17 protein-coding genes are annotated in these 19,034 nt (G+C 72.5%); 7 read left to right on the top strand and 10 right to left on the bottom strand.

Annotated features, from left to right (window positions below):
• The first annotated feature begins 128 nt into the window (after positions 1 to 128).
• Positions 129 to 1,391 (top strand): extracellular catalytic domain type 1 short-chain-length polyhydroxyalkanoate depolymerase, encoded by a 1,263-nt coding sequence (locus BMW88_RS16665; protein ID WP_245777835.1) that lies wholly within the window; start codon positions 129 to 131, stop codon positions 1,389 to 1,391.
• Between the two features lie 30 nt (positions 1,392 to 1,421).
• Here BMW88_RS16665 and BMW88_RS16660 read toward each other — a convergent pair whose 3' ends face one another.
• The 10 genes from BMW88_RS16660 to BMW88_RS16615 form a co-directional block, all read right to left on the bottom strand.
• On the bottom strand, positions 1,422 to 1,640 hold the full coding sequence (locus BMW88_RS16660; RefSeq protein ID WP_089951615.1) for a hypothetical protein: 219 nt from the start codon (positions 1,638 to 1,640) through the stop codon (positions 1,422 to 1,424).
• Between the two features lie 121 nt (positions 1,641 to 1,761).
• Entirely contained in the window at positions 1,762 to 2,253 is a 492-nt protein-coding gene (locus BMW88_RS16655) for a cupin domain-containing protein (RefSeq protein ID WP_089951614.1), read from the bottom strand.
• 6 nt (positions 2,254 to 2,259) lie between these two features.
• Positions 2,260 to 3,258, bottom strand: coding sequence for a cysteine synthase A (gene cysK / locus BMW88_RS16650; RefSeq protein WP_089951613.1), 999 nt, complete (start codon positions 3,256 to 3,258; stop codon positions 2,260 to 2,262).
• Positions 3,259 to 3,283: 25 nt separating this feature from the next.
• Complete coding sequence (gene epsC / locus BMW88_RS16645) at positions 3,284 to 3,925, bottom strand: serine O-acetyltransferase EpsC (protein ID WP_177221136.1); 642 nt, start codon at positions 3,923 to 3,925, stop codon at positions 3,284 to 3,286.
• The gene (locus tag BMW88_RS16640; protein WP_089951612.1) at positions 3,922 to 4,833 is read right to left on the bottom strand and encodes a DMT family transporter; all 912 of its coding nucleotides are present in this window, start codon (positions 4,831 to 4,833) and stop codon (positions 3,922 to 3,924) included. Before BMW88_RS16640 ends, epsC begins: the two co-directional genes overlap by 4 nt.
• Before the next feature lie 131 nt (positions 4,834 to 4,964).
• Positions 4,965 to 6,431, bottom strand: a complete 1,467-nt coding sequence (locus tag BMW88_RS16635; RefSeq protein WP_089951611.1) for a hypothetical protein — start codon at positions 6,429 to 6,431, stop codon at positions 4,965 to 4,967.
• Complete coding sequence (locus tag BMW88_RS16630; protein WP_089951610.1) at positions 6,428 to 10,003, bottom strand: S8 family serine peptidase; 3,576 nt, start codon at positions 10,001 to 10,003, stop codon at positions 6,428 to 6,430. The genes BMW88_RS16635 and BMW88_RS16630 overlap by 4 nt, the downstream gene beginning before the upstream one ends.
• Positions 10,004 to 10,029: 26 nt before the next feature.
• The gene (locus BMW88_RS16625; RefSeq protein WP_143116104.1) at positions 10,030 to 12,123 is read right to left on the bottom strand and encodes a hypothetical protein; all 2,094 of its coding nucleotides are present in this window, start codon (positions 12,121 to 12,123) and stop codon (positions 10,030 to 10,032) included.
• A 33-nt stretch (positions 12,124 to 12,156) separates the two neighbouring features.
• The gene (locus tag BMW88_RS16620) at positions 12,157 to 14,241 is read right to left on the bottom strand and encodes a papain-like cysteine protease family protein (RefSeq protein ID WP_089951608.1); all 2,085 of its coding nucleotides are present in this window, start codon (positions 14,239 to 14,241) and stop codon (positions 12,157 to 12,159) included.
• Between the two features lie 4 nt (positions 14,242 to 14,245).
• On the bottom strand, positions 14,246 to 14,854 hold the full coding sequence (locus tag BMW88_RS16615; RefSeq protein ID WP_089951607.1) for a hypothetical protein: 609 nt from the start codon (positions 14,852 to 14,854) through the stop codon (positions 14,246 to 14,248).
• 275 nt (positions 14,855 to 15,129) lie between these two features.
• Between BMW88_RS16615 and BMW88_RS16610 the strand changes: the two genes are divergently transcribed.
• The 6 genes from BMW88_RS16610 (at position 15,130) to BMW88_RS41890 (ending at position 18,984) form a co-directional block, all read left to right on the top strand.
• On the top strand, positions 15,130 to 16,494 hold the full coding sequence (locus BMW88_RS16610) for an alpha/beta hydrolase family protein (RefSeq protein ID WP_089951606.1): 1,365 nt from the start codon (positions 15,130 to 15,132) through the stop codon (positions 16,492 to 16,494).
• A gap of 249 nt (positions 16,495 to 16,743) precedes the next feature.
• Positions 16,744 to 17,190, top strand: coding sequence for a DUF2306 domain-containing protein (locus tag BMW88_RS16605; RefSeq protein ID WP_245777848.1), 447 nt, complete (start codon positions 16,744 to 16,746; stop codon positions 17,188 to 17,190).
• 109 nt (positions 17,191 to 17,299) lie between these two features.
• Positions 17,300 to 17,803, top strand: coding sequence for a MarR family winged helix-turn-helix transcriptional regulator (locus BMW88_RS16600; RefSeq protein WP_089951604.1), 504 nt, complete (start codon positions 17,300 to 17,302; stop codon positions 17,801 to 17,803).
• A gap of 115 nt (positions 17,804 to 17,918) precedes the next feature.
• Entirely contained in the window at positions 17,919 to 18,290 is a 372-nt protein-coding gene (locus tag BMW88_RS16595; protein ID WP_089951603.1) for an STAS domain-containing protein, read from the top strand.
• A gap of 107 nt (positions 18,291 to 18,397) precedes the next feature.
• Positions 18,398 to 18,628, top strand: coding sequence for a hypothetical protein (locus tag BMW88_RS16590; protein ID WP_089951602.1), 231 nt, complete (start codon positions 18,398 to 18,400; stop codon positions 18,626 to 18,628).
• 206 nt (positions 18,629 to 18,834) lie between these two features.
• Positions 18,835 to 18,984, top strand: coding sequence for a hypothetical protein (locus tag BMW88_RS41890; protein WP_177221135.1), 150 nt, complete (start codon positions 18,835 to 18,837; stop codon positions 18,982 to 18,984).
• Positions 18,985 to 19,034: the final 50 nt, after the last annotated feature.

The raw sequence follows: 19,034 nt of genomic DNA, 5'->3' as shown, positions 1-19,034 counted from the left end.
GATGCGCTGCCGAGAACCGCGGTTCGTCGAATGCCTCACCACTTTATTCGTCGAGAAATTGACGACCGTCACGAATCTGCCTATCTTCGGGCTCGGCGCATTCCGGAATCCCCTACCGGAGGTCGACGATGACCGCACGTGGCACCACCCTCATGACACTCGTCAGCACCCTGATCGCCATCGCCGGCGTCGTGCTCGCGCCAGGCGCGTCGGCCGCGTCCCTGGTCGAGGTCACCGGCTTCGGCGACAACCCCGGCCGGATGCGCATGCACGTCTACGTGCCGGACGCCCGCCCGGCCGAGCCGGCGATCGTGGTCGCCATGCACGGCTGCGGCGGCTCCGGTCCCGGCTTCCACTCGAGCAGCGAGTTCTCCTCGCTCGCCGACCGGCACGGGTTCGTCGTCATCTACCCGAGCGCGCAGCAGGAAGCCGGGTTCGGCAAGTGCTTCGACACGTGGTCGGACGCGGCCAAGCGGCGCGGCGGCGGCAGCGACCCGGTGTCGATCGTCTCGATGGTGACCTACGTCCAGCAGCGCTACGGGGGCGACCCCGACCGCGTCTTCGCCACCGGGTCGTCCTCCGGCGGCATGATGACCAACGAGATGCTGGCCCTCTACCCGGACGTCTTCAAGGCGGGCGCGGCGTTCATGGGAGTGCCCTTCCACTGCTTCGCCAACGCCGCCGACTTCCCGCCCGGCAGCAGCAGGTGCACCGGCGGAGGCGGCCTGAACCGCACCCCGCAGCAGTGGGGCGACGCCGTCCGGCAGGCCTACCCCGGCTACACCGGACCCCGCCCGCGGGTGCAGCTCTGGCACGGCACCGCCGACACGCTCGTGCCGTACTCCTTGCTGCAGGAGGAGATCGAGCAGTGGACGAACGTCTTCGGCCTGAGCCAGACACCGACGTCCACCGACACCCCGCGCCCCGGCTGGAACCGCAGCCGCTACTCCGACAAGGTCGAGGCCTACAGCATCCAGGGCGCCGGGCACAGCCTGCCGTCGGCCGGCATGGCCGCCGCAGCCCTCGAGTTCTTCGGCATCACCGGCACCGGCGGTCCGAACCCGCCGCAACCCGGCACGTGCGGCGTCAAGGCCGCTGTCACCGCGTGGAACAACGGCCTGACCGAGAGCATCACCATCACCAACACCGGCACCACGGCCATCGACGGCTGGTCGCTCGCCTTCACCCTGCCCGGCGGGCAGACCATCACCTCGGGGTGGAACGCCACCTACTCGCCGTCGGCAGGGCAGGTCACCGCGCGCAACGCGGGCCACAACGCCACGATCGCCCCCAACCGGTCCGTCGACATCGGCTTCCAGGCCACCCACACCGGCGACACGGCCCCGGCGGCCCCGTTCACCCTCAACGGCGTGACCTGCTCCACCGGCTGATCCGGCGACCGCCGGATCAGCGCGACCTGTTCAGCGCCACCGGTAGTGGACGACCAGGCCGGCGCCGCACAGGAGCGTCAGCACGCCGAAGACGATGCTGACGATGCCGAGACCGGCGATCGAGGTGCCCGCGTTGCAGAGCGCGCTCAGCGCGAGCGCGGTCCACAGCAGGGTGCGGTGGCGCCGGTTGCGCGAGTTCGTCGCGATGTTCGCCGTGGAGTCCGTCGTCGTGTTCATCGTGTTCGTCATGGTGAGAACGCTAATGAACATGTGCCGCCGTGAAGATCCCCTCCACTGCCGGATGTGAGGTGGAGCAGGCTCCACCTCACATCCGCGAGGCGGGTGCCCACCGCGGGCACCCGCCTCGCGCTCAGTGCCGGCCCCAGCCGGGGACGGTGCCGTCGATCGTCACCTCGAACTGGTCGTACTTCGCCATCAGCGTCAGCAGCTCGTCCTCGGTGGGCTTGTTGCCGTCCGCGTACATCTCGGCGAGACCCCGGAAGTACTCCTCGCGGTTGAGGGCCGGGGTGAAGATGATGAGCATCGTGGCCTGGCCCTCGAACGGGTTGCGGAAGCCGTGCGACACCCCCATCGGGACGTTCACGTAGGTCCCGGGCGGCGCGGCGAACGTCTTGCCGTCGAGGTGGAGCTCGACCATGCCGCTCAGGACGTAGAACGCCTCGAGCTGTTCGTTGTGGACGTGCGGCGAGGCGCCGGGCGCTCCCGGAGCCATCCGGTGCTCGTACAGGCCGAGCCGGCCGTCCGTCTCGCTGCCCCTGGCCTTGAAGGTGGTGTGGGTGGTCGTGCCGATCTGCACCGACTCGCCTTCACCGGGAAGCAGGATGTTGGACAACTGCGTCATGTCTGTTCACTCCTCGTTGATGGCTTCGTGCGTCTCGCCGTTGCCGGTCGTCGTGTCGTCCTGGTTGAACCACGACAGGTACCGCTCACCGGTGTCGGGGAACACCGTGACCAAGTTCTTGCCCGCGTGTTCGGCTCGCGCGGAGAGCACCCGGCAGGCGTGCGCCGCCGCACCGGAGGAGACCCCGACCAGCAGGCCCGCCGTGCGGGCGAGCTCCCGCGCCGTGTCGTAGGCGTCCTCGTTGGACACCGTGAGCACCTCGTCGACCAGGTCGACGTCGGTGGTCGGCGCGACGAAACCACCGTTGAGGCCGGGGATGCGGTGCAGACCGCCCCACCCCTGGCTGAGCACCGGGGACCCCTCCGGCTCCACCGCGACGACGCGGATGGCGGGGTTGCGCTCCTTCAGGTAGCGGGCGGTGCCGCTGAGGGTCCCGCCGGTGCCCACGCCGCAGACGAAGACGTCCACCTCGCCGTCGGTGTCGTTCCAGATCTCCGGCCCGGTGGTGGCGTAGTGCGCCGCCACGTTGTCCGAGTTCTCGTGCTGGCAGGCGAACCACGACCCCGGCCGCTCGCGGTGGATCTCCTCGGCCTTGGCGATCGCCGCCGCATACCCCTCCTGGTACGGGGTAAGCACGATCTCCGCGCCGAACGCGCGCAGGAGCTGCAGGCGCTCACTGGTCGCGCTGTCCGGCAGGACGATCACGCACCGGTACCCGCGGGCCGCGGCGATGGCGGCCATCGAGATGCCCGTGTTGCCCGAGGTCGCCTCGACGATGGTGCCCGCGCCCCTGACGAGCTGCCCGCGCCGTTCCGCGCCGTTGATCATGTAGAGCGCGGCGCGGTCCTTGACGCTGGACAGCGGGTTGGCCATCTCCAGCTTGGCGTAGAGGTGCGCCGTGGTCACGCCGAGGTCGAGCCTGACCGTGGGGGTGCCGCCGATCAGGTCCTCGAGCGACTGGGCGGGCGGTCGTGCGGTGAGGGGCTGATTGACTCGGGTTTCCACGAGCCCTCCGATCTCCTGGGTTCGGTCACCAGCTGGGGAACACGGCCGCGCCCTTGTGCTTCTGCCCCGCGACCACCACGGGCTGGCGCGGCCTGGCCGCCTTCGCCACGCTGCGCGTCGACCTCAGGGCCGGCACGGAGAACGGCGCCAGGACGCGGGAGTCCGCCGGCACGTCGCGGATGACGAGGGCCTGGGCGCCCACGACGGAGTCGTGGCCGACGGTGATCGGCCCGAGGAGCGTCGCGTTGGCCCCGACGACCACCCGGTCACCGAGCTTCGGGTGCCGGCGTGAGCCCTCCGGCCGCTGGTTGTCGTGCCACCACCCGACCGCGCCGAGCGTCACCTGGTGGAAGATCGTGACGTCGTCGCCGATGACGACGGTCTCCCCGATCACCACACCCGCGCCGTGGTCGATGAAGAAACCGCGGCCGATCCGCGCACCGGGGTGGATCTCGATGCCGCCGGTGAGCAGCCGGGCGACGACCATGACCAACCGGGCGCTGCGCCGGCGTCCCCGCAGGTGCAGCCAGTGCGACACGCGGTGCCCCCAGGTCGCGATGACCGTCGGGTGCAGCAACGCCTCGCTGCGCGACTCGATCGACGGGTCGCGGTCCAGCACCACGTCCAGATCAGCGGTGAGCGCGCGGAGCAGCGCCCGAGGGGTCACCGGACCGCTCCCGCGGTCTCCTGGCCGCTCTTGCGGAGCTGCCCCATCCTGTTCTCCGCGTAGGCCACCCCGACGAGCACCACCAGGCCGCCCGCGAGGAGGTTCCACGTGACGGGCTCACCGAGGAACAGCACGCTGACCAGCACCGCGAACACGGGCACCACGTAGTTGACCGCCGATGCGGTCGTGGCGCCGACGTCGCCGATCAGGCGGAAGTAGAGCACGTAGGCCAACCCGGTGCTGAACAGGCCGAGGAGCACGATGCTGAGCGTCACCGGACCGGTGAGGTCGGGGGTGCGCCAGCCGAGGAACGGGGTCACCACCGCCTGCAGCACGGCCGCCGAGACGAGCTGCGACGCGGCCAGCGACAGCGGGGCGAGGCCGAGCGGCGACAGGAACTTCCGGACGTACACGAAGCCGATCGCGTAGCTGACGGCCGCGCCGAAGCAGGCCAGCCGCCCGCTGAGCGAACCGAGCGACTCGTGCCACGGGCCGATCAGCAGCACCACGCCGATGAAGCCGAGCGCCAGGCCGACCGCCTTGCGCGAGGTGGCGCGCTCGGTCGGCAGGGCCGCGGTGGCCAGCGCCAGGGTCAGCAGCGGGGTCGCGCCGATGAGGACTCCCGCGATGCCGGCGCCCGTCGTCTTCTCCCCGTAGGACAGCAGCAGGAACGGGATCACGTTGCCGAACAGCCCGGCGGCGGCGATGTGGCCCCAGACCTGGACCGAACGCGGCAGGGCGACCTTGCGCAGGGCCGCGATCGTGAGCAGCACGGCGGCGCCCAGCACGAGTCTGCTGAGCACGAGCTGCCCCGGTGTCAAGCCTTCGAGGGACACCTTGATGAAGGTGAAGCTGCTGCCCCAGAGCAGGGCCAGCACCATGAAGCGGACGACGGATGCCTTGTCCATTGCTTCTCGATTCGGGTCATCTGTCAGTAGTCCCGCAACTTCAGCAGGTGACACTCGCGCCGCGGTCGAGCGGACCCGAACAGAACGCCGCGGCTGATCCGCGGAGCCTGGCCGCCGGTCGTCCCCCGCGGCTACCCGCGAGCGAGGTCGCCGAGCCGCGTGAGCAGCTTCGACAGGCCCGACGCGGTCTCCGGCAGCGACTCCGCAGTGGTGTGCAGCTCGACCTCGCCGTCCGGGTGGGCGAGAGCGGTCACGACGACGTCGTCCTCGCCCAGCCGCCGCGACGCCTGCCCCAGAACGCCACCGCACGTGGCGAACACCGTGAGCACCAGGTCGCCGAACGGCTGGTCCGGGTAGCGGGGCAGCACCAGGCTCTCCGGCCGGCCGTACTCCGCGTCGAACGCGGTGGAGAGCAGGCCGCCCGCGACGTAGGGCGCGGTGAAGTTCAGCACGCCCTGCACGCGGTCGCCGGCGCGGGTGGACGCCGGCACGGGCCGTCCCGCCTGGTCGACGGGCACGATCGCGAGCACGTAACCGACGCACCACGCCTCCGGTTTGATCATGGTGATCCAGCCGTGCGCGCTGTCGAGCCTCCCCGAGGCGGGGACGACCGGCCAGCGCGCGGGCGTGAACGCGACCTCGGCGCGCCACTCCACGGCGACGGTGTCCGGGTCCTGCGTCACGACCGCCGTGGTGATCCGCCCGCCGGCCGGGCCGAACACCGCCGACGACGGGGCCTGCCCACCGGAGGGGCGCAGGGTGACCGTGGAGGAGGTGACCAGCTGGCTGCCCACCAGGACGACGGTGGGCGAGACGGTCTGCTGCGGGTCGATCTGGCGGATGTCGGCGGGTCCGCGGGCGGCGAGCAGGGAGCCGAGCGGGGTGTCGAGCCGGTGGTGGTCCACGCCGGGGTACCAGTTGTCCGGATCGACCGTCGGGATCGACGCGGACGCGCGGATCGTGCCCGCGATCGTGCGACCGGCGCCCTGCTCCAGCGCCGTGCGCCAGGCCAGCACCCCGGCCTCGGTGAGCTCGACGGCGATCGTGGCGGTCCCGGCCAGCGGGGACGCGGTGATGATCGCGGGGGCCGCGGCGACCCCGGCCGGCAGCTCCACGTCCACGACGAGGCCGTGCAGCACCGCGGGCAGGACGGTGAGCGGGGCGCGGCCCGCTTCCGGCGTCAGCAGCTGGTCCTGCCACTTCCAGCGCTCCCTGACGACCTGCTGCACGAGCGGCTGGCCGACGTAGACGCTCACCGAGATCACCGCGGAGCCGCCGGTGGTCGCGATGCCGCCGTCGGGACGCACCTCGCGGCGCACGGTCAGGGCGAAGTCGGTGAGAGCGAGCGTGGTGGGGGTGAACCAGAGGATGTCGAGCGTCTCGTCGGGGCACACCTGGTACCCCGGCCCTTCCTCGCCGGGCGGGAAGTCGATGATCTCCGGCTCGACGTCCTGGTACAGCGGGTTGAGCAGGCGCCGCGGAACCTCCTCCACCGTCCACTTGGGAACGACGCCGAAGTCGTCCGGCGGGTGCGGCAGCTCCGGCTGCTCGATGGCGTAGACGTCGAGCACGTCCTGGGCGACAACGCGTTCCTTCATGACTGCTGCTCCTTCGGCGAGCTGGCGGACAACGGCAGGTACACCCACTCCAGGTCGGCGCCGCGCACTCCGAGCACCACCACCCGGCTGGTGTCCATCGCGGCGATGGCGGCGCCGAGGCGTTCGCAGCGCACCACCAGCTCGCGGCCGCGGCCGCGGCCGGTGACCCGGACGCCGGTGACGGTTCCGCCGCGGTAGCGCACCTCGGCGATGCGCGCGCTCACCCGCACCAGCGGGTCCTGCGGCGGGTCCTGCGCGTGGCCGATCACCACCACACCGGCGCGGGTCCGCCGGGCGAACGCGGCGCCGTCGCCGTCCACACCGATGACCTCGAACGGCACGTCGAGCACGGCGGACTCGTCAGCCGGCACGTCGACGACGTGGCCGAGCGCGGGTACCGGCGTGCCGCGCGCCGCGGTTTCCGGGTCACCCTCGTCCGGAGCGCGGTGCACCCGCGACGGCCGCACGCGCAGCACGAGCGGGCGATCGGTCTCCGCGTCGGGCTCCGGTGTTCTCGCGAGCCTGGTGCGCGGCAGCGAAACCTGCCTCAGCGAGGATCCGGGCGCGGCGACCCGCAGCAGCCGCTTCCCCTGTGCCACCTCCGGCGCCTCGACCAGCAGGTCCACGCCACCGCACACCCACGCGCGCACGGCACCGGCCGGCATCGGCTCGGCGGAGGACGCCCTCACCGTCCAGGTGCCGGGGGTCTCGCCCGCGCGTTCCACGACGAGCTCGGTGCGGCCGGCGTGCTCCACCACCCGAGTGCCCGGCCCCGGCGCGGCGTCCGGGTGCCCCGGCTGCCGCACGGAGATCGCGGTGGTCCGCGCGGGGAAGACCACGACCAGCGTGCCGTCCGCCGCGACGACGCCGAAGCTGACCGCCACACCGTCGCCGGCCGGCGCCCCGCTGAGGACGATCCGCTGCATCCCCGCCGACTCCACCGCGGTGTCGCGCACCGCCTCGCCCAGCGCGTCCGCACGGTCGGCGAGGCGGTAGCGGACGCGGGAGGAGGCGCCGACGGCGCCGGCGAGCCGGGCCAGCAGGCCGGCGTCGTCGGACACCACGCGCACGTCGGCCTGCCCGGCGAGGGCCCGCAGCGAGTCCACCCCGGACGCGGTGACCGGTGTACCGCCCGGCACGGCGAGCAGCGCCACCTCGCCGGTGCCCGCGAGGCCGTCCCGGACGGCCGCGGCGACACCGGCCAGCCCCGTCGCCCCGGTCACGAGGCGCAACCGCGACCCGGCCGCCTCCAGCACGCTCCCGGACGTGCGCGCGGACTCGTGCCACGACTCCTGTCCCGCGGCGGGCTCCGGTTCCGCCGACGAGTTCTCCGCCCACCACGCCGCCTCGTCGGGCGTGGGCTCGGGGACGGGGACGCCGCTCGCGATTCCGGCGACCACGGTCGTCCCGGCCGCGCCGTGGTCGGCCTCCGCGTTGGTGATCACCAGCGCGAAGTCCTGCCGGGGCAGGTCGAACCCACCGGTGAGGGCGTCGGTGGTGAGCCTCAGCGCGGTCACCGAGACCTCGAGCGAGCGGGCCTGTCCCGCGGGCAGGTGGACGCACTGCAGGTTGTCCGCCCCCTCTTCGCGCAGGACGGTGCCGGTGAGCTGGCCGTCCTCCGCCGTCCAGCCGCCGCGGAACCGGTCGGCGCCGCCCCGCCACGTCCGCCCGCCGTCCCGCACCCGCAACGCCAGCCGGTTCACGACCGGGCTCGCCGTGGCGGTGCCGCTGCCGACCGCCCCCGGCGGGTCCGTCCAGGCGAGCGTGATCTTCACCGGCCGTCTCGGGTCGACGACGCGAACCGGGAAACGCCGCGTTTCCCCTTGCCCGGTCAGGAGGTCGGCCTGGTCGAGCGCGATGCGCGCCACGGCGGGGTCGAGCAGGTCGCGCAGCGACAGCCGGCCCCAGCCCTGCTGGCTGTTCGGGATCGGGCCGCCGGCGTCGATCGGCTCGGCGCCGTTCACCACGAGGGCGCGCAGCATCGCGGGCGACGGGTTCACCCCGCCGTGCCAGCGCCGCCACCACTGGGCCAGCAGCGCGCACGCTCCCGCTGTCTTCGGGCTGGCACCCGACGACCCGCCACCCCAGGTGATCAGGTCGCTGACGTAGTCGACCTCGCCGGGGAACACGCCGTGCGCCGCGGACGCGGTCCACTCGCCGGGAGCGACGACGTGCGGCCGGATCCGCCCGTCGCCGCAGTTGCCGTGGCTCGACGGGTGCGAGCCGGTGTAGAGGTCGCGGACGTCGTCGCTGTCCGCGCCGCCGGCCTCGGGCCGGTAGTTCTCGGAGTTGCCCGTGACGATCACGTTCTTCGCGCCTTTGGGCCGGGTCAGTCCGGCCGTGCCGCTGTTGCCGGACGAGAAGCACACGGTCAGCGGAACCCCGTCGGCCGAGCGGACCATCGCGTCGTAGAGGGCTTCTTCCGAGCCGTAGTCCATCGGGTGCACCAGCCTGCGGCCCCAGGAGTTGTTCTGGATCGCGATCGACCGGCCCGCCCTGGCGGCGGTCTCGCCGCACAGCTCGCGGCCGGCCCGGCTGAAGTCCTGCGACAGCACCGTCGCCGCCGGCGCCGTGCCGAGCCCGTAGACGAACCCCGAGGCGTCGCGTTCGGCGCGGTACGCCCCCGCCGCGTGACCGGCGACCATCGTGGCGTGCCAGTCCTTGCGGCCGCCGGCGAGGTCTTCCGCCCGTCCGGCGAACGCGGGGTGGTCCACGTCGACACCACCGTCGACGATGCCGATCACCGCCCCCGCGCCGTCGACGTGGTGTGCGGCGAGCCACGCGTCGTAGGAACCCCGCGGCCGCCCGGCGAGGTCGAGCTGGCCCGCGACGACGAGGGCGGCGACCTCGTCCTCGGGCCGCGCGTCGCCGAACGGCTCCACCGACAGCACGAGCGGCAGGGCGAGGAGCGCCTCCAGGCCTTCCGCGCCCAGGCGGACGCGCACCCGCAGCCGGTGCTCGTCCAGCACGTCGTTGCCCGCGCCGGGCACCGGCTCGGCGACGGCGCGCAGCGCGGCGACCACCCGCGCGCGTTCCCCCGGCGTCGCGGCCAGCACCACGACCGCGTCCTCCCCCGCCTCGGCGAGAACAGGCGGGGCGGTCTTGAGCGCCCCGGTCAGCTCGGTGACCGACCGGATCGCCGGCTCGCCCTCGCTGGTGCGCACCGCGCCGGGCAGCGCCGCGAGGTCGGCGCGCCGCCCCCGCACGAGGTAGCTGTTCTCCGGCTGGTAGCCGAGCACGACGACGCCGCTGCCGCGCACATCGGCGAGCCACCGCGGATCCGGCGGAGCGATGAACTCGACGTACGCGGCGACATCGGGCTCGTCCTCCCGCACGGGGCGGCCCAGCGCCTGCCGGATGGACCGGCGCGCGGCCGAGACCGCCGTCCGGTTCGCCCTGGGCGGCAAGCGCAGACCGGCCGTCGCGACGACGGCACCCGCGTCCTCCGGCCGCTCCGCCGCGGTGGTCGCTTCGACCACCGCGGCGCCGTCGCCGTAGGAGTGCACGAGCCGTTCGCCGGGCTGCGGGGAAACCGGCCGTGCGTGTGCAGGCACCAGATAGGTGTGCGGCATGGCGCCCTCCTCCCGGGCTGGCCGGATCAGACGGTGAGCGTGGTCCGGATGGTCTCGACGTACTCGCCACTCGCGTCGAGGCGGACCTCGACGTCGCGGCTCTCCTTCTCGAACGCGCTCCAGTCGTCGGACGGGCGCAGCCGCACCTGCCGGGACGAGCCGTCGGCCAGCCGCACCCACAGCGACGTGCCGTCGCGGCCGTACTCGACCCCGATCGTCCAGCCCCGCACCACCTCGCCGGGACGGCCGGGAGGCGTGGGACCGGCCGGGCGCTCCTTCTCCGGCCGAGGCTTCTCCGGTTGTGGCCGCTTCGCGCCCTCCGGCCGCCGCGCGGGCAGCGGCTTGGGCCGGTGCGGTCTCGTCTCCTGGTCCGGCCGCCGGGGCGTGAGGTCCACGACGACCGGCCGCGCCTGACCGCGCACGAGGGCGGCCGCGACACCGCCGGCCTCCGGTAGCTGGGTCTCGCTCGTGACCAGGCGGACGGTGCCCGTCGTCAGGTCGGCGAGGATGAACACCGCGGTGTCGACCGGCGGGATCACCGTCTCCGGTGCCCGCCGGATGCGGCCGCCGATCTGCCCGAACGCGCTGAACTTCGCGACGCCCTGCCTGCCCTGCAGGTCGAGCGGGTAGGCGAAGGTCACCGGGGTCGCGGTGTCGAGACGAGCCGAGTCGCGCAGGGGCGCGCTCAGGTGCGGCCCCTCGTAGCTGACGTTGAGGACGAGGAAGTCCTCGGCGGGCGTGGCCGGGTTGAGGACGATCCGATCGTTCTCGGTGACGAACAGGTAGATCTCGGTGCGGCCGACCGACGCCGAAGCCTTGATCACCATCTGGTCGCCGCCCTCGCCGACGGTCCGCTTCTGCACGTCCTTGACGATCGGCCACCTGGGCGTCGTGAAGTTGAGCTGGGTGACGCAGTTGACGACGACGTCGGTGGGCCTGGTGCTGACCACGGTGTAGCGCTCGGTGCCGCCCTCCTTGCCGAACACCGGCGCCCTGGGGATGGAGCCCTCGCTGTAGCTCAGCGACACCGAGGCGCTCTCGAGCTGCTCGTCCGCGTCGACCAGGACCACGGAGTCGAACGCCTGCTGGGCGGGCACGTTGGTGAGGCAGGCCGGGTCGAGACCGCTGAACAGCGCGGCCAGCGAGATGTCCATGCTCTGGTTGAGCCAGGTGGTGCCCCGGAACTCGATGCGCTGGGTGAAGTCGATCGAGTCGGACTGCTGCTGCCACTTGAGCGCGAAGTTCGCGCCGCCGAAGAACCCGCCGCCGTGCTCGGCGTGGGCCGGCGCCACCTGCGGCATCGGGGCGAAGATCTGCTCGAACAGGATCTTCTGCGCCTGCTGGGAGAACGTCTTGACCATCTCCTGGCGCAGGGCCTCCAGGTCGGGCGGCAGGCCCTGGTTGAAGAACACGACCTCGACGGCGCCGGTGCGGGTCATCTCGTCCCACGCGGCCTCGAGCTTGGCACTGCCGCCGTAGAAGAACCCGTTGTAGCTCACGTCGAGCGCGGCCGAGAGGTGCTCGAACATGCGGCGCCCGTGCACGCGCACCTCGGCGCCGATGTCCGGCATCCGGCGCAGGTACTCGTAGCTGATGGTGATGTCACCGTTGATCCCGCTGCCGGTGCGGATGCCCTGCGCCCACTCCAGCGCGCCGACCTCCGTGAGGTTCGCCAGGAACGACAGCGATCCGCCGGGAGTCCCGACGTCTCGCTCGTTGTGCGCCTGGTCCGCGGCGCCGGCCACGGTCGGCAGGTTGAGCCTCGCCTTGCCCTTCTGGGTGGTGAGCGGGTGGAACCGGACCAGGGCGGGATCGGCGACGCCCTGGGCCGCGACGAGCGCCTTGGCCTGGTCGATCGTCGCCGCGTCCATGGACGGCGTGGTGTTGACGGCGATGGTCGCCGCACCGCTGGCGATCTTGATGCTGCCGTCGGGCTGCTGCGTCGTGTAGGTCGTGACCGCGACTCCCGGCTTGCCCCGGTCGTCCAGCACCAGCCGCGGCTGCCGGGCGACGTAGAGCACGAGGTTGGGCTGGTCGCAGTTGAAGAGCGTGTAGTTGCCCGCGGAGCCGAGCGCCCCGGACAGGCTGACCGGCACGCCCTCGGTGAGAAATGTTGACATGATCGTTTCTCCTCGTTGTCGGGTGCCTGGCGGTCAGCCGTGCACCAGCGCGGTCCGGGCGCCGGCGCCGAACTCGCGGTCGAACCGGATGAAGGTGACGTGCGCGACGGCGCCGGTGGCCGGTGGCCACGGGTCGTTGACCCGCACCGAAGTGCCCTCGGGCGTGCCGTCGCCGGTGATGCCGCTGACGACGACGCCGCGGTGCGGCGAGTCCGGCCGGACGACCCAGATGGGGCCCCAGTCCAGCAGCAGCGCCGCCCAGTCCCGCGGTGACAGGCCCGCGACCAGTTCCTCGGCCAGCCGCCACGCGCCGGCCGCCTCCCGGATCCTGGGCCACTCGTACGGGGTGTCGAGGTCCATCCCGGCGTCACCGGCCACCTGCGCGGCCGTGATCGGCTTCCGCTCGCGGGCACCGGCCACCATCGCGATGGCCGCCGCCCAGCCCGACACGGTGGTGGGCTGCGGCACGAGCGCCACGGGCGAGGTCACCGCGATCCCCCGCCCGGCCTCGGCGTCCGGCGGGATCTCCCGCCGCACCACCGGTTCGCCGCGCGGCCCGTCGAACGGGTCGTCGGCGGTGATGATCCGCAACGCACCGTTCTCCACCAGGATGAGCACGGTCCCACCGTCCACCCGGCACTCGCGGGTGCCCTGGACGAGCACGCCGCCGACAGAACCGGCCACGGTCAGCGCGCACTGGGCGGGCCGATCGTCCACGACCGCGTGGGTGATCGTCACCGGCAGGCCGGGTGTCACGGCGGCCGACCGGACAGCACCCCCGCACCTGGTGCTCACCGTCATCGTGTCCGACTCCTGCCAGGTGCCCGCCCGGCCGTCCTCGGACACGACCAGGAGGAACTCCTGCCGCGCCAGCCACCGTTCCGGCCGCAGCAGGACGTGCGGGTCGCCGGGTGAGGTGCTCCCGCGCACCGGCACGACCGGAAGCCGCGGAGGGCTGAAGACGAGCTGCGCCCGGTACCCGACGCTGAACTGCCCGGGGTGCTCGGTCGTCACCGTCACCCTGCGGGTGCCACCCGCCTTGTCGAAGGTGTGCACCTCCGGTGGCCGGAGGTCACCGAAGTCCAGTGACACCACCACGGACGCGACGAGGTCGCACGGGGCGACGTCGACCGTCACGGGAACCGACACCGCGGAGCGCACGTCGTGGACCACGCCGGAGTCCAGACGTGCCAGCAGTTCGGCGACGCTCGCCTCCAGGGTGGTGGTGAGCCACGTCAACCCGCCGACCGTGACGGTCAACGGCAGGTCCGGCACGTCGGCGGCCCGCTTCCACCGCAGCACGTGGACCGGTGGCCCGGTCGTCGCACCGGGACGCACCGCGAACATCAGGTCGAACAGGTTCTCCCTGATCTGGTCGACGAGGCCGTCCCGGACGGCGACCAGCTCCCCCGCCGGCGCTCCGCTGAAGGTCACCTCGACCGCCCCGCCGCGCACCAGGCCCGCCCACGCGGCGCGGATCTCCGCCGCGGTGCCGGACAGCTCACCGTCCGCCGCCCGGTCCAGCGACGCGGATAGTCCGTTGTAGACCTTCCGGCCGTGCAACCGGACGACGGCCGTCGCCGGCGGCATCAGCCTCGGGTACGAGCAGCTCAACCTGATCGTGCCGGCGACGGGACGTCGTCCGGTGACCGCCGCCGCCCACGCGTCCGCCCCCGCGGCGGTGAGGCCGACCTGCAACGTGGTGCCGCCGGGCGGCCCTGGGAGCGTGGCGTCCGCGGCGTCGAGCTCGGCCGACAGAACGGCGTCGCGCACCGGTAGCGGCCGGTAGCGCGGATCCGGACCGCGGTAGCCACCTGCCCGCACGGCGCGCGTCCACGTGTCCTGCAGCGAGAGCACCGCTGCCATGTCTTCGCTGTCCGCCCCGAGGAACTCGAACGTCGCGGCTCCCCCGGTCGTCTCGTAACCCTCGCCGGTCCAGTCGAGGTGACGCGTAACGGTGGCGATCGGCCGGCCGGCGGAATCGGCGGCGAACCGCAACCCGGTGCGGTGGTGGAGCAGCACACCCGGATCCGTGCTCTCCCAGATCCGGTGGCCGCCGACGTCCCAGTGCGCCGCGTCCGCGGCGACCGCGGTCTGCGTGTGGACGGGGTTGCTCATGGCGCTACGACCAGATCGCGTCGCGAACGGCTTGCGGCAGCGCGGGATCGTCTCGCAGGTACGTCCACCCGGCGACCGCGCCCTCCATGTCGGTGATCGCGTTCTGCATCTCCACCATCTCGTCGTCGGTGAGGTCGCCGACGATCGTGTGGACGTCCCGCCCGACCGCCGCGGCGACCTTGTTGGCGTACCTCACCGGGTCGTTGCCGTCGGAGGCTGGCGCGTACCGCTGGAACGCCGCGAGGATCGACAGGTGCGCGTAACCGGGCCCGCGCAGGAGCTGCCGGATCGCGTCGTACCCGAGGTCCCAGGACGGGAAGATCAGGAAGTTGTGCCAGTTCACCTTGCCGGGAAAGGCCCCGTACGCCGGCCCACCGGCGGTGATGTTGCCGGGGTTGTTGTTGAGCCAGGAGAAGCTGCCTTTGCCGCCTTTCATGTGCGGCTGTCCTTCCGCGACCTCCCCCGCGTACACCACGAAGTTGGAGATCTCCCAGCCGTGATCGTCGTAGTCGTGCGGCGCACTGGTCCCGAACCACTCGGCCTGCGGGATGTTCTTCGTGCGGGAGACGTTGCCGTTCCAGTACCAGAGGGCGTCGCCATCGTCGAGTGCCATCGCGTTCACTCACCTTCCGACTGCGAGGGCTGTCCGGTCGAGCACGGACGGTGACTTCGCCGCTCGCTGTGTCAGCCACCTGATCCGCGCCGCAGGTGCCCCTGATACGAATTCCACCGACATTCATGCATTCGGCCTATTCACGATTGCTCCGAGTGGCCGGTCGTCACGCACAGCCCACCGCCGGCGAGACCTCATTCGGCCGTTGAGGGGGTGACCGGGGCGGCTCCGCCGGGTGCAATGAGCCGACGCGGGAAGCCGATGGAGGTTGTGGCATGCGAACACGGCTCGTGGTGTCGTTGCTGGGGCTCGTGCTCTTCGCCGGCGGTGCGCCCGCGTCGGCGGAACCGCTGCACGCCCCGCCGGGCACCGCCCGCGGTGTGCCCGGCGACCAGCCGTTGCCCGGCTACACCATCAACAACCCGCCGTTGCCGCCGCAGGTCGTCGACGGGCAGCCGACGAGGGTGTTGCAGGGCGTCCACCGGCACTCGGCGTACATCGTCGAGGTGCCCGCGAAGTGGAACGGCCGGCTGGCCATGTGGGCCCACGGCTACCGCGGTACCGGCACCGTGCTCACCGTGGACCCGCCGGGCTACGGCCTACGCGCGAGGATGCTCGGCCAGGGGTACGCCTGGGCCGCGTCCTCGTACTACGCCAACGGCTACGACGTCCGCGCCGGCGTCCTGGCGACGCACGACCTGGCGAAGCACTTCGGCACGCTGGTCGCCCGGCCGAAGCAGGTCCTCATCGCGGGGGTGTCGATGGGCGGGCACGTCATCGGCCGTTCGCTGGAGCAGTTCCCCGGCTTCTACGACGGCGCGCTGCCGATGTGCGGCGTGCTCGGCGACCACGAGCTGTTCGACTTCTTCCTCGACTACCAGGCGACAGCGCAGGCGCTCGCCGGGATCCGCGCCTACCCGGTGCCGGCCGACTACCTCACGGCGGTGGTGCCGCGCATCCAGCGGGAGCTCGGCCTGAGCACTCTCGTTCCCGGCGGCCCGGACACCGTCACCGACCGCGGCGCCCAGTTCCGCGCGACCGTCGTCGAACGCAGCGGCGGACCGCGGCCCGGCGACGCGCCCGCTTTCGCGTTCTGGAAGGACTTCCTGTTCGGCCTCGCCACGCCGCCCGACGAGGACGCCCCGCTCGCCCGCGACCCCGGCCGGCTGGCGACGAACCTCGGCACCCGCTACCGGCCGGACTCCCCGGTCGACCTCGACCGCGAGGTGCAGCGGGTGGCGCCGCGCGACTGGCGGTCGCGCCTGTCCCCCGCGCTCACCGAGGTGCCGAGGATCGCGGGCAAGCCGCGGGTGCCGGTGCTCTCCCTGCACGGCCTGGGCGACCTCTTCGTCCCGTTCTCGATGGAACAGGACTACCGGGCCGACGTCGCCCGCAACGGCCAGTCGAGGTGGTTGGTGCAGCGGGCGATCCGCACGGTGGACCACTGCGAGTTCTCGCCGGCGGAAGCCGGTGCGGCGTGGTCCGACCTCGTGACGTGGGCCGGCGGCGGAGCGAAGCCCGCGGGTGACGTGGTGGGTGACCGCGGCGCGGTCGCCGCGCCCGCCTTAGGCTGCCGGTTCACCGACCGCGCCGCCTACGACGGTCCCGGTACGCGCAAGCTGTTCTCCCCTTGCCCCTGAGCGTGCGCGGACGCGGGCGGGCGCACGGTCCTCCCCGTCCCGTGATGGCCAGGCCGTCACGGGAGGGTCGTGATTACCGTGGCCGTGGCCGTGATCCCGGCCACCGCGGTCCCCACCGCCTCGGCCCCAGTTGCCGCGCTCCAGCTCCTTCGCCCGGCGGTGGACCTCACCGGACCACGCGAGCCGCGGGCAACGCGCCGCTCGCCGACAGCAGCCCGGTCAAGGCGGCGCCATCCCCGGTTGCACCGGGTGACGGGCCAGGTCTACCTGATCTCCGTCGTCGTCGCCGCGCTCGCCGCCGTCTACTCGTCCGCGGTCACCAAGAGCGGGTTGGCGCTGCAGGTCGCGTTCTTCGTGCTGATCGTGGCGTGGCTCTACACCGCCGCGAAGGGCTACCGCGCGATCCGGCGGGGCGAGGTGCGGCTGCACCGGGTCTGGATGATCCGCAACTACGCGCTCACGTTCGCCGCGGTGACGCTGAGGCTCTACCAGCTACCGCTCCTCGCGTTGGTGGACTCGGACACCTGGCTGGAGTACCGGGAGGTCTACACCGTGAGCGCGTGGCTGTCCCTGCTCGGCAACGTGCTCGTCGCCGAGTACTTCATCGTCCAGCGCGTCTTCGCCCCGCCTGCCCACAGGGAGAAAACTCGGCGGGAGAAGAGCCGGCGGGAGCAGACGCCCGTGAGCACCGGATGAGCCCCCGTCCGCGAGGATGACCGCCGTGACGCGGTGCGGTCAGGCGACGCCAGAGCCGGCGGGGTTCGACCACAGCACGCTTCGAATCCGAAGCAAGTAGAGTGAGGGGGTGAGCCACGGAACACCACTGGACGCAGACCAGCTTGGCGCGTACTTCGCCCTGATGGAGGTCAGCAGCCTGCTCCAGCACACCGTCGACGAACACCTGCGTGCCGACGGCGACCTGAGCTACGTGCAGTTCCAGATCCTCGCCCGCCTGAGCGACGCCAAGGACGGCAAGCTGCGCATGACCGACCTCGCCGACGGCGTCGTCTACAGCCGCAGCGGCATCACGTACCAGGCCGGGCTGCTGGAGAAGCGCGGCCTCATCACCCGGTCACCCGCCCCGGACGACGAACGCAGCGTCATCGTCACCCTGACCGACGCCGGCCGCGCCCTCGTCGCGCAGGTGCTGCCCGGTCACGTCGACGTCGTCCGGCGCCTGCTGTTCGAACCGCTCCAGCAGCGCGACCTCACCACCCTCAACGACGTCCTCGGCCGCGTTCGCGACCACATGCGCGCCGCTCCCCCGCGCTCGGCCAAGCCGCGCGCCCGCCGCGGCCGGACCGGCTGACAGCGGGCGGGACCGAGTTGAGGTTGCCGCGCAACCGCCGTAGCGTTCACCCGGCTTCCGGTGATCATGCCGGGAGGAACACCTCCAGCAGCGTGGGTGGAAGGAGTGGCCGACGATGGGCGACGGCGTGCAACGCCCCGAGCTCGCGCGGACGGAGGTCCTCGTCGACGGCGGCGTCGTCGTGGTCACGATGACCGGCGAGGTCGACCTGGCGAACACCGACCAGATGCGTGCCGCGCTCGAAGCGCAACTGCGGTCACTGCCCAGGGGGCTGGTCGTCGACCTCGCGCTGGAGTTCCTCGGCTCGTCGGGCCTGTCGATGCTGGTCGAGGTCCAGCGGACCGCGGCGCGGGAAGGCGTCCCGCTCGGCGTCGTGGCCAGCGGCCGCGCGGCCTTGCGCACCCTGGAGCTCAGCGGCCTGGACGAGGCGCTGCCGATGTTCGGCAGCGTGCCGGAAGCCGTCGACTCGTTGCGCCGCAACGACTAGGACCCCGAACGCACCTCCTCCCACCGGCGCCCGGCCACGTCGGTCCACAGTAGACGGACCGGTGCGCTGGCGAGGACGTGCCCGCGAAGGCGCAGTACTGTCACCCCATGACCGATGAACAGGGCGGCCCGGCGCTCGCACCCACGTTGTCCGAATGGCTCAAAGCCCGCGAGGAGACAGCGCGCCACCTGGCCTCGGGTGCGACACCGCCCGTGGACGCCCGGTGGGTCCAGCTCCTCGCCGACCTGCTCGCCACCGAGCGGTCGTGGCAGGACCAGTACACCGGCCTCATCGCCCTCGGCAGCGCGGACGGGCAGTTCCCCTCGTCGAACCGCTGAGACGCGAAAACGGCCTTTCCGGCGCACGCGGTCCCGATGAGGTGTACCGTCAGCGGCAGGGATGGATGCGCACAGCACCCCCGAACCCACGCGCCACGCAGTCGCCCGGCTCGGCACCGCCCAGCCACGGCCACGCACAGGACGCGAAGCAAGCCAGAACCACGAGCACCACACCACCTGCCCTGTTCCCGAACGGAAAGCACCCGATGACCCTGCACACGCCCGACCAGCTGTTCAGCCACCCCGAGACGCACAGCTCGCACGCGACGCCGAGCGCGCTCGACGCCGACCAGCCGTCCTGGACGAACCTCTTCCAGGAACCCGTACCGGCCCAGCGGCCCTCCTCGGAGCACTGAACCCCCGGTTCCACCGGGCCGTCCGTCCGATGTGGAGCCTGTTTCCCCGG

This window comes from Lentzea xinjiangensis (assembly GCF_900110955.1).
GTDB classification, from domain to species: Bacteria; Actinomycetota; Actinomycetes; order Mycobacteriales; family Pseudonocardiaceae; genus Lentzea; species Lentzea xinjiangensis.
Note: the sequence above shows the minus strand (reverse complement) of the source record. Positions and strands in the feature narration are given on the sequence as shown.